General features: G+C 63.7%; 11 protein-coding genes and 2 pseudogenes. 1 reads left to right on the plus strand and 12 read right to left on the minus strand.

Annotation, left to right across the window (positions count from 1 at the left end; translation table 11 throughout):
- Positions 1-2: 2 nt before the first annotated feature.
- The 3 genes and pseudogenes from NLY44_RS12055 to NLY44_RS12065 form a co-directional block, all read right to left on the minus strand.
- Positions 3-1192, minus strand: a pseudogene (locus NLY44_RS12055) (helix-turn-helix domain-containing protein).
- Between the two features lie 231 nt (positions 1193-1423).
- Positions 1424-1720 carry an AzlD family protein gene (locus tag NLY44_RS12060; protein ID WP_023690882.1) on the minus strand — a complete coding sequence of 99 codons (297 nt, stop codon included), beginning with the start codon at positions 1718-1720 and terminating at the stop codon, positions 1424-1426.
- Positions 1717-2444, minus strand: a pseudogene (locus tag NLY44_RS12065) (AzlC family ABC transporter permease). The gene NLY44_RS12060 and the pseudogene NLY44_RS12065 overlap by 4 nt, the downstream one beginning before the upstream one ends.
- 112 nt (positions 2445-2556) lie before the next feature.
- Between NLY44_RS12065 and NLY44_RS12070 the strand changes: the two are divergent.
- Positions 2557-3315 (plus strand): SDR family NAD(P)-dependent oxidoreductase, encoded by a 759-nt coding sequence (locus tag NLY44_RS12070; RefSeq protein WP_023688040.1) that lies wholly within the window; start codon positions 2557-2559, stop codon positions 3313-3315.
- Between the two features lie 22 nt (positions 3316-3337).
- Here the strand turns inward: NLY44_RS12070 and NLY44_RS12075 are convergent, their stop codons facing one another.
- The 9 genes from NLY44_RS12075 to NLY44_RS12115 all read right to left on the minus strand — a co-directional run bounded on the left by NLY44_RS12075 (position 3338) and on the right by NLY44_RS12115 (position 15473).
- Positions 3338-4033, minus strand: coding sequence for a DUF2461 domain-containing protein (locus NLY44_RS12075; protein ID WP_023682130.1), 696 nt, complete (start codon positions 4031-4033; stop codon positions 3338-3340).
- Entirely contained in the window at positions 4030-6234 is a 2205-nt protein-coding gene (ligA, locus tag NLY44_RS12080; protein WP_023804333.1) for an NAD-dependent DNA ligase LigA, read from the minus strand. Before ligA ends, NLY44_RS12075 begins: the two co-directional genes overlap by 4 nt.
- Positions 6235-6345: 111 nt before the next feature.
- Entirely contained in the window at positions 6346-8019 is a 1674-nt protein-coding gene (recN, locus tag NLY44_RS12085) for a DNA repair protein RecN (RefSeq protein WP_023804332.1), read from the minus strand.
- A 218-nt stretch (positions 8020-8237) separates the two neighbouring features.
- Positions 8238-9107: an outer membrane protein assembly factor BamD gene (locus tag NLY44_RS12090; RefSeq protein ID WP_023668284.1), complete on the minus strand. Its 870-nt coding sequence runs from the start codon at positions 9105-9107 to the stop codon at positions 8238-8240.
- A 261-nt stretch (positions 9108-9368) separates the two neighbouring features.
- Positions 9369-10316: a UDP-3-O-acyl-N-acetylglucosamine deacetylase gene (gene lpxC, locus NLY44_RS12095; RefSeq protein ID WP_023668283.1), complete on the minus strand. Its 948-nt coding sequence runs from the start codon at positions 10314-10316 to the stop codon at positions 9369-9371.
- 272 nt (positions 10317-10588) lie between these two features.
- Positions 10589-12247 (minus strand): cell division protein FtsZ, encoded by a 1659-nt coding sequence (gene ftsZ, locus NLY44_RS12100; RefSeq protein WP_023705548.1) that lies wholly within the window; start codon positions 12245-12247, stop codon positions 10589-10591.
- Positions 12248-12313: 66 nt separating this feature from the next.
- Entirely contained in the window at positions 12314-13621 is a 1308-nt protein-coding gene (ftsA, locus tag NLY44_RS12105) for a cell division protein FtsA (RefSeq protein WP_023668281.1), read from the minus strand.
- Complete coding sequence (locus NLY44_RS12110) at positions 13618-14559, minus strand: cell division protein FtsQ/DivIB (protein WP_023688033.1); 942 nt, start codon at positions 14557-14559, stop codon at positions 13618-13620. The genes ftsA and NLY44_RS12110 overlap by 4 nt, the downstream gene beginning before the upstream one ends.
- Complete coding sequence (locus NLY44_RS12115) at positions 14547-15473, minus strand: D-alanine--D-alanine ligase (protein WP_023668279.1); 927 nt, start codon at positions 15471-15473, stop codon at positions 14547-14549. The genes NLY44_RS12110 and NLY44_RS12115 overlap by 13 nt, the downstream gene beginning before the upstream one ends.
- Between the last annotated feature and the right edge of the window lie 86 nt (positions 15474-15559).

The raw sequence follows: 15559 nt of genomic DNA on the forward strand, positions 1-15559 counted from the left end.
CCCTATGCGTCCGCCGCAGCGCCAAGCGGATTGGTTGGCGCGGCGCTGCGGCGGACAAGCTTCATGTCCGTGTGTCGATGATGCCGAGCGGGTGGGCATGGAATGAGAGTGTCCATTGTCCGTCTTCGGTCTCCAACGCAGCGACCGGTTCGCCCGCCAGCGCTTGCGAGACATATATGAAGCCGCCATTCCATCGGATCTCGCCATTGTGGCGCACGCGGCGGACCGAGGCCTCGGCCGGATAGACGGGCTCGGGTGGTGTCCTGGGCATGGCGCGCTGTGAGGACCGGTAGTGCTGGGCGGGCGTATCCATGCCCAGCGCCTCATGGGAACGTTCCTCATTGTAGCTTTGGCGGAAGGTCTCGAAGGCCTGGCCCTGTGCCGTTCGGTCGGCTTCCGGTGCCTCGGCCATCGGCAGCATGGTCAGGTGAAAGCGCTCGTGACGTCCGTTCTGCTGTGGCCTGCCGGGTGCGATCCGCTCCAGGGTGATGCCGAGCTTGATGAAGCGCACGACAAGCGGCGTCAGCCCGGTGACGCCGGCCGATGCGAAGGGCGGGCCATTGTCGCTTCTGAAGCGATCCGGCAGGCCATGCTCTTCAAACAGCCGTTCGAACACCGGCCAGGCTTCGCTATCGGCCGTCGACCCCGTCGCTTCGAGCGCCAGAAGATAGCGGCTCGACGCATCCATCACCGTCAAGGGTTCGCAACGCCAGCCGTCGCGGGTCCGGAACCAGCCCTTGTGATCGCCAGTCCACACCGCGTTCGGTTCTTGCGGCTGTGGCCAGGGTCCATTGCCGCAGGCCCGCAGGCGGGGTCGCTTGCGGGCGCGGACAAGCCCATGCCGCGCAAGGATCGCGCCGACCGTCGAGGCTGAAGGCCACATGAACTCGGGAGCCGTGCGCCTGAGCCGTGCCACGATCTTCTTTGGACCCCAAAGCGGATGCAGCTCCTTGGCCGCCACAATCCGCTCAACCAGATCCTGAGCTGTCGCCCGGCCATGATTGAGCGGGGCTCGCGGCAGGTCGTGCAAACCCTCAGGCCCAAACGTCCGATAGCGTCCTAGCCATTTGTAGCCGTTCTTGCGTGAGATCCCGTAGGCCGCACAAAGCGCAACCATCGTCTCATCCCCAGAAAGACACTCCACAACAAACCGTAGCCGCTCGTCCATGATGCCAGTCTCTCGCCAAACCATCGCCGGTCCTCCGGCGGACAAGAAAACTGTCACCCATGCTATCGGTCCATTCTGTTACCTATCTATCCGGTTCGGACATGAGCTTCTTTCTCCCCGTCACTATACGGGGAGGTGGGGAGCGGTCCGCGAAGCGGACGAAAAGCCAATTGCTTGGCTTTTCGAGTGACGAACGCCCGGCAGGGCAATGAGGGGCGGCGCCGACAGTTCGAAACTGTTCTGCCGGCAGGCGCCCTATGCCACAAACTGCCGCGCTAGGATCAGCACCACCGCCCCGGCCAGAAACATCGCCATCAGGCCGCCGCGCAGCGAGACCACAGCGGCGACGACCAGCGCCGCCCATTCCGCCGGTCCGGCGCTGAGTGCGGCGGGCGCCACCAGCGTCGTCAACACCGCGGCCGGCACGGCGTTCAAGCCAGCCTCGACGCGTGGATGGATGTGGTCGAAGCGCGAGATCACCAGATGGCCGCCGACGCGGGTGAGATAGGTGGCGATCGCGCCGGCAATGATGATCCACAAAGTCGCGCTCATCGTTTTGCCTCCACACCGCTATGGTGCGGCGGCAGGATGACGGCCAGAAGCACGCCTGCAACGGCGCCGATGGAGACGTGCCATGGCGATCCCACAGTTTTGTAGGCAATGATCGACGCCGCGGCGCTGGCGATCACCACCGGCAGCCACAGTGGCCGGTTGCGAAAGCCCATGACCAGCCCGAGGAAATAGATCGGCAGCAGGAAATCGATGCCCAGCGCATGCGTGTCGGGGATCAGCTTGCCGAACACCGCGCCCAGCGCGCTTTCGATCCCCCAGAACACATAGACCGGCAGGCCAAGGCCCATATACCAGGCAAAGCCAACGGTCTCGCCGGCTTCGGCCCTGCGCTCGGCCACCGCGAACTGCGGATCGGTGAGCACGAAATAGCCCAGCGCTTGGCTGATAACCGGCCAGTGCGCGATTCGCCGGCCGATGCTGGCGGAGTAAAGCACGTGGCGGAAATTCACCGCGAAGATCGACAGCACGACCAGCCATGGCGCGACATGCTGGCCGAACAATTCGATGCCTACCATCTGGCTGGCGCCGCCGAAGATCAGCGCGCTCATTAAAAAGCTTCGAGAACGGAAAAGCCGTTGTCGACGGCGATGGCGCCGAACAGCAGCCCAAATGGCGCCGCGGCGACAACCACCGGCATCGACAGCCGCACGCCGTCCCAGAATTCGCTGGCCACGGAATTTTCGCTTAAGGTCTCTGCCGACATGTCACATTCCCATCTCGCGCTGCTATGTAGGAGCCGGCGTTTGAAAAGTCAGACGAATTCGCTTGAGCCAACAAATCAGCGAAACTGATGTTGTAAAAAATGAGGGGTTCGGATGATCGCTTATGATTTCACCGGCAGGCACGCGGTCGTCACCGGCGCCGGTGGCGGTATGGGCGAGGCGATCTCGCTGGCGCTGCTCGAGGCCGGCGCCTCGGTCACCGCCATCGACGTCAAGCCGCGTCCGGCGTCGCTTGCCGCCTATGACGACCGGCTCACCTTTGCCCAGGGCGACCTCACCGACGCCGCCTTTGTCGAGCAGACCATCAACGCCGCGGGCCGCAAGCGCGGCGGCATCGATTATCTCGCCAATGTCGCAGGCGTGCTCTGGTTCGGCCGCGACAAGTCGGCCCTCGAGATGGACCTTGATGTCTGGGATCAGGTCTTCAACATCAATCTGAAATCCTTCGTCCACACCGCGCGGGCGGTGGTTCCGCATATGCGGGCCGGCGGACGCGGCGGCGCCATGGTGCACTTCTCCACCATCCAGTGGTATCGCGGCGATCCGACCCCGCAGGATGCCTACCAGGCATCGAAGGCCGGCGTCTGTGCGCTGTCGAAGTCGCTCGCCATGCAGTTGGCGGGCGATGGCATCCGCTCCAATTCGATCTGCCCGGGAATGGCGTTGACGCCGCTGCAGGCGCGCTGGGACACCGAAGAGAAACGCGCGGCCGTTGCCAATTATGCGCCGCTCGGCCGCATCGGCACGCCGCAGGACATGGCCAATGCCGCGCTATTCCTGCTTTCCGATGCGGCAAGCTACATCACCGGCATCGAACTGGCAGTCGACGGCGGTCTTTTGATGCGGATGTAGCCGTGCAGTGCGCCGGGCTGATTTAGCTCCGCGGTGCCGTGCCCTGGATCGCCCTGCCCCAGTCAAGCAGCGGCTTGGCGCGCAAGGCGAAATCGACAAGCTCGTCGACCAGCGTCGGCGCGTGAATTCCAGCCGGATCGATCATGTGCTGGACATAGAAGTGCCGGTTGCGGATGGCGTCGACAAGATCGGGTTCGTTGACCTGCTCGAAGCCGCGCGGCGTGCGCTTCATGCGGCCCTCGGTTTCAAGTTCGAAGCCGTTTTTCTTCAGCGTTGAGAGCAGTTTTCGGAACTCGGCCGGCCGGGCGACGATCGCCTTGCGCATCGCCAGCAGCAGGGACGGCTCCGGATTCCACCAGGCGACATCGGCAAAGCAGCGGTCGATCCCGACATAGACGAAGAACACGCCCTGCTCCATCTTGGTGCCATCCGGCGACAGCATGGCCGACAAATGCTGGTTGTAGGGCCGCTTGTCCTTGGCGAAGCGCACGTCGCGGTTGATGCGAAACAGTGACTTCTTGCGGTCTCCGCGCAAGCCCAGACCCGCCGCCGCGAAGCGCTCGGTCAGCGTCTCGACCAGATCGCAGAACGGCTCATGCAACTCGCTGTCGTAAAGCGCGCGGTTTTCCTGGAACCATTCGCGGCTCTGGTGGAAGTCGAGCGCCTTGAGGAACGGTATGGCCTTTTGCCCGAACCCTTTGAACGAACCGGCGGTCATGCCTTGCCGACCCGTTGCAGCCATGTGTCCTCGTCGATGACTTCGACGCCGAGTTCGCTGGCCTGCTTCAGTTTGGAGCCAGCGCCCGGCCCGGCCACCAGCAGATCGGTCTTCGCCGACACCGAACCCGCCACCTTGGCGCCCAGCCGTTCGGCCATCGCCTTGGCTTCGGAGCGTGTCATCTTTTCCAGCGTGCCGGTGAAGACGATGGTCTTGCCGGCAACCTCGCTGTCGGTCGACACGGTGACGACATACGGCTTCGGCTTGACCTGTTCGAGCAGTCTGTCGAGCACGTCGTCATTGCGTTCATTGCCGAAGAAATCGCGCAACGCGTCGATCACCGTGTCGCCAATGCCGTTGATGGAGGGGAAGACGCTGTGCGGATCCTCAGCCGCCGCCGTTTCCTTGCCGACGCGGATCAGCTCCTCGATGGTCGAAAACGTCCGGGCAAGCACGGCCGCCGTCGTTTCGCCGATATGGCGGATGCCGAGTGCGAAGATGAAGCGGTCGAGCTCCGGCTCGCGGCGCGAATCGATGGCCGCGAACAGCTTGTCGAGGCCTTCATAATTGCGGTTCTCGACACCGCGCACATTCTTGCGCGCCTTGCCCGATGCCGCCTCGCGCTGCCTAGCCTGCTCCTCGCGCCGCTCGGCCAGCGCCCTGGTGACGGCCGGGCGGCGATCCCTGAGGGTGAAGATATCGGCGGCGGTCTTGACCAGTCCCGAATTGAAGAACAGGTCGATATTCTCGGCGCCCAGCCCCTCGATGTCGAGCGCGCCGCGCGACACGAAATGACGCAGCCGCTCCACGGCCTGCGCGGCGCAGATCAGCTCGCCGGTGCAGCGCCGGCGCGAATCCTCCTTGCCGGTCTTCTCGTTGATTTCGCGCGTCGCCGGCGAGCCGCAGACCGGACAAATGTGCGGGAATTCGTAAGGCACCGCATCAGCCGGCCGCTTGTCGACGACGACGCTGACGATCTGCGGAATGACATCGCCCGCCCGTTGTATGACAACCGTGTCACCGATGCGGACATCGATGCCGTCGCGAATCGGCAAGCCGTTGCTGTCAAAGCCCTTGATGTAGTCCTCATTGTGCAGCGTGACGTTTTCGACCACCACGCCGCCAACCGTGACCGGCGCCAGCCGCGCCACCGGCGCCAGCGTACCGGTACGGCCGACCTGGATGTCGATCTTCTGCACCGTCGTCATCGCCTGTTCGGCCGGGAATTTATGCGCAACCGCCCAGCGCGGCTCGCCGGTGACAAAGCCCCAGCGACGCTGCAATTCCAGCTGGTCGACCTTGTAGACGACACCGTCGATGTCGTAGCCGAGCGACGAACGCAGCTCCTCGATCTTGTGGTAGTGCGCGATCAGCTCCTCGACAGACTTCGCCCGCACCATCAATGGGCTGACCTTGAACCCCCATTCGGCGAATTTCTGCACCGAATCATATTGGGTCGGCGCCGGATCCGCTGTCGTATAGCCCCAGGCATAGGCAAAAAATTTAAGATTGCGGCTGGCGGTGACGGACGCATCCTTCTGTCGCAAGGAGCCCGCTGCCGTATTGCGCGGATTGACATAGTCCTGGCCGCCCACCGCCGCCGAGCGGGCCTTCAGTGCCTCGAATTCCGCATAGGTCATGTAGACCTCGCCGCGGATCTCGATGGTCTCGGGCCAGCCCGATCCTTTCAGCTTGGCGGGGATGTCGGCGATGGTCCTGAGATTGGCGGTGATGTCCTCGCCTACAGTGCCGTCGCCGCGCGTAGCACCCTGCACGAACACACCGCGTTCATAGCGCAGCGACGCCGACAGGCCGTCGATCTTCGGCTCGGCCGTAAACGCGATGTCGAGGTCCTTGTCGCGGTCGAAGAAGCGCCGGCCACGCTCGATGAAATCGGTGACGTCCTCGTCTGTGTAGGCCTTGGCGAGGCTGAGCATCGGCACCGCATGGCGCACCTTGGCAAAGCCTTCCGCCGGCGCGGCGCCGACCCGCAGCGAGGGCGAATCCTCGCGCACCAGACCGGGAAAGCGCTCCTCGATGGCAAGATTGCGCCGCCGCAGCGCGTCATATTCTGCGTCCGTAATCGTCGGCGCGTCCTCGGCATGATAGCGCCGGTCATGACCGGCGATCTCCTCGGCCAGCCGCTGGAGCTCATCCGCGGCTTCGCTTTCGCTCAACGATTCGACTGGTTTTTCAGACATGCAGCGGTCCCTGGACAGTGGCGAGGCACCATAAATCAGGATTTCGGAAAAAGCATTCCTGAACAGCGGGATGGAGCCATATCCTGACTCAGTCCGAAAGCCTTGCGACGACTACGCTGCAGCAATATTCTCGCGCAGCAGCCGTTCCGCGGCTGCGCGCGCCTCGTCGGTGATGGTAGCGCCGGCCAACATGCGCGCGATCTCTTCCTGGCGCGCCGCCCGGTCCATTTCGGCGATGCCGGTGGCGACCTTGTCCGAGCCGCCGGATTTGGAGATCAGGAAATGCGTCGCAGCACGTGCCGCCACTTGCGGAGCATGCGTGACCGACAGCACCTGCACGCGCTTCGACAGCCTGGCCAGCCTTTGGCCGATCGCATCGGCCACGGCGCCGCCGACGCCGGTGTCGATCTCGTCGAAGACCAATGTCGGCGCCGAGCCACGGTCGGCCAGCGCCACCTTGAGCGCCAGCAGGAAGCGCGACAGCTCGCCGCCGGAGGCGACCTTCATCATCGGCCCAGGCCTGGTGCCGGGATTGGTGCGCACCCAGAACTCGACCTGGTCGATGCCTTCTTCCATGCGGTTCTCGCCATCGCTGGCCAGTTCGACGATGAACTCAGCCCGTTCCAGCTTCAGCGCCGGCAATTCGGCCATCACAGCCTTGGTCAGGCCGACCGCGGCCGCATGGCGAAGGGCGGAGAGCTGGGCTGCGGAAATATCGTAGGCTTCTCGCGCCGCTGAGGCCTGCTTTTCCAGGACATGCAGGCGCCCCTCGCCGGCATCAAGATCGGCGAGATCGGCGGACATGGTGTCGCGCAGTTGCGCCAAATCGTCAACGGCCACACTGTGCTTACGTGAGGCCGCACGCAGCGAAAACAGCCGCTCTTCCGCCTTCTCCAGCCGCTGCGGGTCGTATTCGGTGGCGCGCAATGCCGCCTCGACGCCCGATTGCGCGGCATCCAGCGACAGCATCGCCTCATCCAGCGACTTCACCACATCCTCGAGCAGGCCCGGCGCTTCGCTGGCCTTGCGCTGCAGGCGCCTGAGCAAACTGGCCAGTTGCGGCAGTGGCGAGGACGGGCCTGACAGCACATCCTGCGCATCGTGTATTTCCGAGGCGATCTTTTCGGCCCGCATCATCGTGGCGCGCAATTCGGCCAGTTGCGTCTCTTCGCCGGGCTGCGGATCGAGCTTTGCCAGTTCCGCCACCGAGGCCCTGAGATAATCGGCCTCGCGCGCCGCTGCCTCGACCTTGGCGCGGTGCCTGGCAAACTCCTGCTCGGCGCCGCGCCAGTAGCGCCACGCCTCGCCGGTCGCGCGGGCGGCACCGAGATGGCCGCCAAAACTGTCCAGCAATTCGCGATGCGCGCCTGGATCGACCAGGGCGCGCTCGTCATGCTGGCCGTGGATCTCGACCAGCGCGTGGCCGATGTCGCGCATCAGCGTGACGCTGGACGGCTGGTCGTTGACGAAGACACGAGTACGGCCATCCGACGTCTGCAGCCGGCGCAGGATGATGTCGCCGTCATCCTCGATGGCGTTCTCGGCCAGCAGCGCGCGCACCGGGTGGTTGCGCGGCACATCGAAGACGGCAATGACCTGGCCCTGGGCAGCACCGTGCCGCACCAGCGAGGCGTCGCCGCGGGCGCCAAGCGCCAGCGACAGCGCGTCGAGAAGGATGGATTTGCCGGCGCCGGTTTCACCGGTCAGCACGGAAAGGCCGGGCTGGAAGTCGATATCCAGCTTCTCGATCAGGACGATATCGCGGATCGACAGTCTGGAAAGCATCAGAACCCGGACCTCAAGCAATTCCAGGAAAAGTGCGTAGCGGTTTTCCGTCCGGAATTGCGTAGAACAAAAAGTTAGGACGGTTCAGCGCCTCAATCAAACCACTGAACCGCTGTGAAGCGGCATGCGACCGATGGAGTCGCAGCGCCGCACTATCTTTTTGTTTGAGCGTCGGATCAATCCGAAAAGCGCGTTCCGCCTCAGTCGATGCTCGGGCGTCAGGCGCCGGTGATCAGCTTGCCGGCCTTGGATATCCACGATCCGGCATTCTCGCGCGGCTCAAGCCCGTTGCTCTGCAACAGCTTGTAGGTATCCTTGTACCATTGGCTGTCGGGATAATTGGTGCCGAGCACCGCAGCGGCGGTTTGCGCTTCCGAGGTCAAGCCCATCGCGTAGTAGCTTTCGGCCAGACGCGCCAGCGCCTCTTCGACATGGCGGGTGTTGGAATAGTTCTCGACCACGTTGCGGAAGCGCTTGACGGCAGCAATGTATTCGCGCCGCTCGAGATAATAGCGGCCGATCTGCATCTCTTTGCCGGCCAGCTGGTCGTTGGCGAAACGGATCTTTTCCTTGGCGTCGTCGACATATTCCGACGTCGGCCAGCGCGTCACCAGATCCTGCATCGTCTGCACGGTCTGGCGTGCTTCCTTCTGATCCTGGGTGACGTCCTTGATCTGCTTGTAGTAGCTCAGCCCGATAATATACTGGGCGTAAGCCGCGTCGTCGGTCGACGGATAAAGCGTCAGATAGCGCTTTGCCGAGCCGATCGCTTCGTCATAACGGCCGGCGCGGTAGTCGGCGAAGGCGCCCATCACCATCGACTTGCGGGCGAATTCCGAATAGGGGTGCTGGCGGTCGACGGCGTCGAACTTCTTGCTCGCCTCATCCAGGCGGCCGGCATTGAGATTGGCAAGGCCTTGATTGTAAAGGACGTCGGCCGGTTCGGTCTGGTCGACATAGGTCGACAGGTCGACGTCTTTCTCGGACGACATGCAGGCCGAGAGGAACAGCGATGGCACAACCACCGAAAGCGCCAGGAAAACAGCCCGATACGGCGCTTTCGATTGACCAACTCGCTTGAAGAACATGATTGGATTGCGCCCTTTCGGCGTTAGTTCAATGCCTTTCGCATGGCGTTCCCTCAAAACTGATCCCACCTTTGAGCGACATGCGCCTAACAGACGGCAGCAGCCATAAACCATAACTGCCTTGCCCAGCAACGCTATGTCTAGCCAATCGCACATTTTTGTGGCGGCTTGGTGTTGCCCGGAAAGCTATGCACTTTCACGGCCGGTGATGCATCCGTGCAACACCGGCCAGCGTTCAGAAAGCCAGAAATACGTTAAGAATCAGATCACCCAAGGTGCAAAGACAGGGCCGGTGACGGCGCTCATCTCGGCGGTGCGGCCGCGCTCGCGGCGCGTGGTCTCGACGACCTCGAAGGCCGAACGGTCGGACAGAAGCCGCCGCAAAGCAGCCGCATTCATCCGGTGACCGCCGCGATAGGAGCGGAAACAACCGATGAAACGGGCGCCGGCCAGCGCCAGATCGCCCATCGCGTCCATCGTCTTGTGGCGAGCGAACTCATTGGGGTAGCGCAGGCCGCCCATGTTGATCACCCGGTTGTCGTCGCCGATCACCAGCGAGTTCTCCAGCGAGGAGCCCAGCGCATAGCCGGCCGCCCACAGCCGCTCGACATCCTTCATGAAGCCGAAGGTGCGGGCGCGCGCGATATCCTGGCGAAAGATGTCGGGGTTGATGTCGGAGGCGAATAGCTGGCGGCCGATCGCCGGGCTTTCGAAATCGATCTCGACCTCGAAGCGCGTGCCGCTATAGGGCCTGAACTCGGCCCAGGACGCGCCATTCTCGATGCGGACGGGCTTGACCACCCTGATGTAGCGGCGCTTGACCGCCAGCGTCTCGATGCCGGCCTGGTCGATGGCTTCCACGAACGCCACCGCACTGCCATCGAGGATCGGAACCTCATGACCGTCGATCTCGATGACGATGTTGTCGATGCCGAGCCCGAAAAGCGTCGCCATCAGATGTTCGACGGTGGCGATATGCTCGCCTGCCGGATCGCCGAGCATGGTGCAGAGATCGGTCGCGCCGACTTCAGCAACCAGCGCGCGGAACTCGCGGCTCTCGCTTCCGTTCGAAAGGTGGAAGAGCACGCCGGTGTCGGCGTCCGCAGGGAGGAAATTGACGGTGACCGGTTTGCCGCTGTGAACGCCGGTACCGGTCAGCGTTGCACGCGATTTCAGTGTCGTCTGATAGTCTTGCAAGACAAACCCCATAGCCCAAACGCCTAAGTCCGCTTTAACCCAAAAGGCGCGGCTCTTTTTTTATCGGCAGGCAGGGCCACTTCCCCGAATCCCAGCACACCGAAAGTGCTGCGGCAAAGATAATGGTCTGTCAGGGAGACTCCAAATCACGGTTTCTTACTCTGTGTAACCGCGACAGACCTTGAGCGTCACATCGTAACGCCTTGTTATTAAACCCCTTTAAACGTTAACAGGCAGACAATCTCTCGTCTGCCTGTTAACAAGTGTTACATACCGTTAACGGCTCAGTTGGCCTGGCGGCGCAGGAAAGCCGGTATCTCCAGCTGGTCGTCTTCCTGGGTCGACCTGGTCTGCGGCGTCAACCGGCCCTGATCGTCGAGCTGGCCGCGGCGCGGCGCGTAAAGCTGCGGATCCTGGCTGGCAAGGCGGCGCATTTCCGGCGCCGCCTGGCGCAGTTTCGGTTCGCGCGGCTGTGCCGGCTGCAACCGGGCCGGCTCTTCTTCGCGGCGCGTCAGCCCGTTGGTCAGCCGCTTGAGCAGCCCCATCGGCCCGCTGTTTTCATGGTCGGCCGGACGGCCCTTGGCTTCCACCTCGGCCCGCACCACAGGCGGAAAATCCTCCACCCGCGGCATGCGCTGCGGTGCGGCAGCCACCGGCTGCGGCATTTCCCGCATCGGCGCCGGTTGCATCACCTGCTGCACGACAGGCTGCGGCTGGGCAGGCGGGGCCTGGAAGATCTTGCTCTGCGGGCGGAAATCTTCCGCCTGGGCCATCGGCGCCGGACGAGCCATTGCCGCCGCATTGGCCTCGGCAAGCTGGATCGCCTCGGCCACCGGATCGGCCGCGCGCTGCTCATAGGTCTGCTGCTGGACCGGTGCCGGACGGCCTTCCGCCCCCGGAGCCGCTGGGCGGCTGACCGGCTTCTGCTGCGGGGGCACGGCCCGGATCGAGATCGGCGCCGCGGCAATTTCAGCTGCCGATTTGTCGATGCCGGTGGCGACCACCGAGACGCGGATGACGCCTTCGAGTTCCTCGTCGAAGGTGGCGCCGAGGATGATGTTGGCGTCCTGATCGACTTCCTCGCGGATGCGGGTCGCGGCCTCGTCGACTTCGAACAGGGTTAGGTCGCGGCCGCCGGTGATCGAGATCAGCAGGCCCTTGGCGCCCCTCATCGAGGTCTCGTCGAGCAACGGATTGGCGATCGCCGCCTCGGCGGCGGCCATCGCGCGGCCCTCGCCCGAAGCTTCGCCGGTGCCCATCATCGCCTTGCCCATTTCGCGCATCACCGAACGCACGTCGGCGAAGTCGAGATTGATCAGACCTTCCTTGACCATCAGGTCGGTGATGCAGGCAACACCGGAGTAGAGCACCTGGTCGGCCATGGCGAAGGCGTCGGCAAAGGTGGTCTTGTCATTGGCCAGCCGGAACAGGTTCTGGTTGGGGATGACGATCAGGGTATCGACACATTTCTGCAGCTCCTCGATGCCGAGATCCGCCGTCTTCATGCGGCGCTGGCCTTCGAAATGGAACGGCTTGGTGACGACGCCGACGGTGAGGATACCCCGTTCGCGCGCCGCGCGGGCAACCACGGGAGCCGCACCGGTTCCGGTGCCGCCACCCATACCGGCGGTGACGAAGCACATATGGGTGTTGGAGAGATGATCGATGATCTCATCGATGCACTCTTCCGCCGCCGCACGGCCCACTTCAGGCTGCGAGCCGGCGCCGAGCCCCTCGGTGACATGCGCGCCGAGCTGGATCAGCCGCTCGGCCTTCGACATGGTCAGCGCCTGTGCATCGGTGTTGGCCACGACGAACTCGACACCGCGCAAGCCCGCGGTGATCATGTTGTTGACGGCATTGCCGCCGCCGCCGCCGACACCGAATACGGTGATCCGCGGCTTGAGCTCGGTGATGTCCGGCTTTTGCAGATTGATCGTCATTGTCTCCGTCCTTTGCCTTTCCCGCCGCTTCGCCGCCGCGGCCGCCTATGGGGCTGTCCCCGTCAATTAGAAACTGTCTCTCAACCACTGACTCATGCGATGCAGTTTTCCGCCCGTCCCGGTCATCCTGAGACCGGAAATTCCTTTCGCCGGATGGCTCTCGAAGCTCGCCATCTGCGGATAGATCAGCAGCCCGACCGCCGTCGAGAAAGCCGGCCCCTTGGCAGCTTCCGGCAGGCCCGCCACGCCGAGCGGGCGTCCGATGCGCACATTGCGTCCCAGAATGCGGCGCGCCGCCTCGGGGAGACCCGCAAGCTGGCTGGCGCCGCCGGTCAGCACGACGCGTTTTCCCACGGCATTGCCGTAGCCCGACTTGTTCAGCCGGTCGCGCAACAGTTCCAGCGTCTCGTCGATGCGGGCGCGGATGACGCGCGTCATCACCGAGCGCGGGATCTGCAGCGGCATCTCGCCGTCTTCGCCGATCGGCTGGATCGAGACCAGGTCGCGATCGTCGGCACTGCCAGGCAGCGCCGAACCATGCATCACCTTCAGCCGCTCCGCGGCGTCGAGCGAGGTCGACAGGCCCTTGGCCATATCGAGCGTCACATGATTGCCGCCGATGGCAATGGCATCGGCGTGGACGAATTTGCCTTCCGAAAACACCGAGATGGTCGTCGTGCCGCCGCCCATGTCGATGCAGGCCGCACCCATTTCCAGTTCGTCGTCGACCAGGGCCGCAAGCCCGCTGGCATAGGGCGTCGCCACCATGCGCTCGACCGAAAGATGCGAGCGGTTGATGCAGAGCTCCAGATTGCGCAGCGGCGCGGCATCGCCCGTCAGCACATGCATATCGACGCCGAGTTGGTCGCCGACCATGCCGCGCGGATCGCGCACGCCGCGCTCGGCGTCCAGCGAAAAGCCGACGGGCAGCGAATGGATCACGTCGCGTTCGGCCTTGAGCGCCTGCTTGGCGCCGGCGGCAAGCACGCGCTTGATGTCGGCTTCGTCGGCCTGATGGCCACCGAGATTGATGGTGGCCGAATATGTTTCGCTCTTCAGCCGGCCGGCCGTCATGTTGACGATCAGCGAATCCACGGTCAGTCCCGCCATGCGTTCGGCTGCGTCGACGGACAGGCGAATGGCGTGCTCCGCGCGGTCGAGATCGACGACCACGCCCGACTTCACGCCTTGCGATTTCTGGTGGCCGATGCCGATCACCTGGATGCGGTGCGAGCGGCCGCGCAACAGCTTGCCGTCCTCGCGCGGCTTCAGTTTCGCCACCACGCAGCAAACCTTGCTTGAGCCGACATCCAGCACGGTGAGCGTGCCGGAACGCCGCGAAGAGGCATCGCTCTTGCCGCCAAGCCAGCTCATATCTTCGTCCCCGACTTGCGCTTCAGATTTTGCGGCTTTTCATTGAGCGCGGCCTGGCGCTGCGTCGCCGCTTCCGGCGTCAGCTGCACCACCAGGCGATCGGAGATGCGCATGTCGACGGCGGCGATGTCCCGCGTCAGAAGCCCGTTGTCGTGGTCCATCCGAACCAGATCGGCGATCGCCTGATCCTCGCCATCCTCGGGCAGCTTGATCGTGATGCCGTTTTCCAGCTTAAGGTCCCAGCGCCGTTCGCCGATGCGGATATAGCCTTTGACCCGAGCCGCGAGCTCGGGAAATTTGTTGATCTTGGCCACGAAGTCGGGGGCCTTGGCCGGCGCGCCGGTGCCGATGATCAGCGGCAGCAGCGCCTGCTTGCCGCCGGAGAACGGCGCGATCACCGCGCCGGAGCGTTCGATGACCGAAAGCTCCGCGCCCTGCTGCCAGAGCGCGAAGGGCTCGCGCTCCTCGACACGCACTTCCAGCGTATGTGGATAGACCTTGCGCACCGCCGCCACTTCGACCCAGGGCAAGGTATCAATACGTTCACGCGCGGCCTCGGCATCGAAGCCGATCAGTGACGTCCAGCCGTCGAGCTCGAGCCGGTCCAGTATGTCGATCTCCGAAGTCTGGCGGTTGCCGACCACCTTGATCTGGTCGACGGCAAAGCCGGTCCGGGCGGTGATGCTCTGGACGATGTCGTCGGCATGACCGCCGAGAATGGCGCCATAGAGGCTGCTTGATGCAATGAGCGAAGCCGACAGGATGGCCGCGGAAAAGCGCGGCGCGACGAAGTCGCCGCCGCCCAGGCGCGCCAGCACGCGCACCGGCCGGCGCAGCACGCGCGGCAGCACGAAATGGTCGAACGACAACGGCATGCCGAACAGCGCCGGCCCGGCGCCGCCCCTGCCCTTGTCCTGTCCCCATTTCAACGCAGACACGAAGCGTCCTCCACCATCCAACTCAACAATTCGCCAAACGAGTGCCCGGCCTGGGCGGCGATTTCAGGCACCAAAGACGTCGGCGTCATGCCCGGCTGAGTGTTGATCTCGAGCCAGACAATCTCGCCGTTTTCGGAGTGACGGTCGTCATAGCGGAAGTCCGATCGGGAAACGCCCCGGCAGCCGATAGCCAGATGTGCCTTGAGCGCCAGTGTCTGTATTTTTTGGTAAATATTTGATGAAATTTTAGCAGGGATTTCGTGTTTTGATCCGCCGGCGACGTATTTTGAATCATAGTCGTAGAAGGAATGGCCGGTCGGAATGATCTCGCAGACGCCGAGCGCCACGTCGCCCATGACGGCGCAGGTCAGCTCGCGCCCATGGATGTAGCGCTCGACCATGACGGTCTCGCCATATTTCCATTCGGACGAGCCGATGACCTGCGGCGGATGCGACTGCCCTTCATGCACGATGACGACGCCGAAGCTTGAGCCTTCATTGACCGGCTTGACCACGTAGGGCGGCTTCATCGGATGCTTGTTCTGGATGGCAAAGCGGCTGGCAACCTTCGATTCCGCCACCGCGATGCCGGCAGCCTTGGCGACCTTCTTGGCTTGTTCCTTGTTCATGGCGAGCGCCGAGGCGAGCACGCCCGAATGGGTGTAGGGAATGGCCAGATATTCGAGGATGCCCTGGATGGTGCCGTCTTCACCGAACGGGCCGTGCAGTGCGTTGAAGACGACATCGGGCTTGAGTTCGGTGAGCACGGCGCCGACATCGCGCGCAACATCGACGCGGGTAACCTGGTAGCCTTCATTCTCAAGCGCATCCGCACACGCCTTTCCCGAAGACAGAGACACGGGCCGCTCGGACGAGAATCCGCCCAGGAGGACAGCCACATGCTTGTTCTTCATATCCCGTCATCCCTCTCACGGCGGGCCCGCAACCACGCATTCAGCGACCAGATTGAGTCCGAGTCTCCCGGCAGGTTGCCCCCCAG

This window comes from Mesorhizobium sp. C089B (genome assembly GCF_030323125.1).
GTDB lineage: Bacteria > Pseudomonadota > Alphaproteobacteria > Rhizobiales > Rhizobiaceae > Mesorhizobium.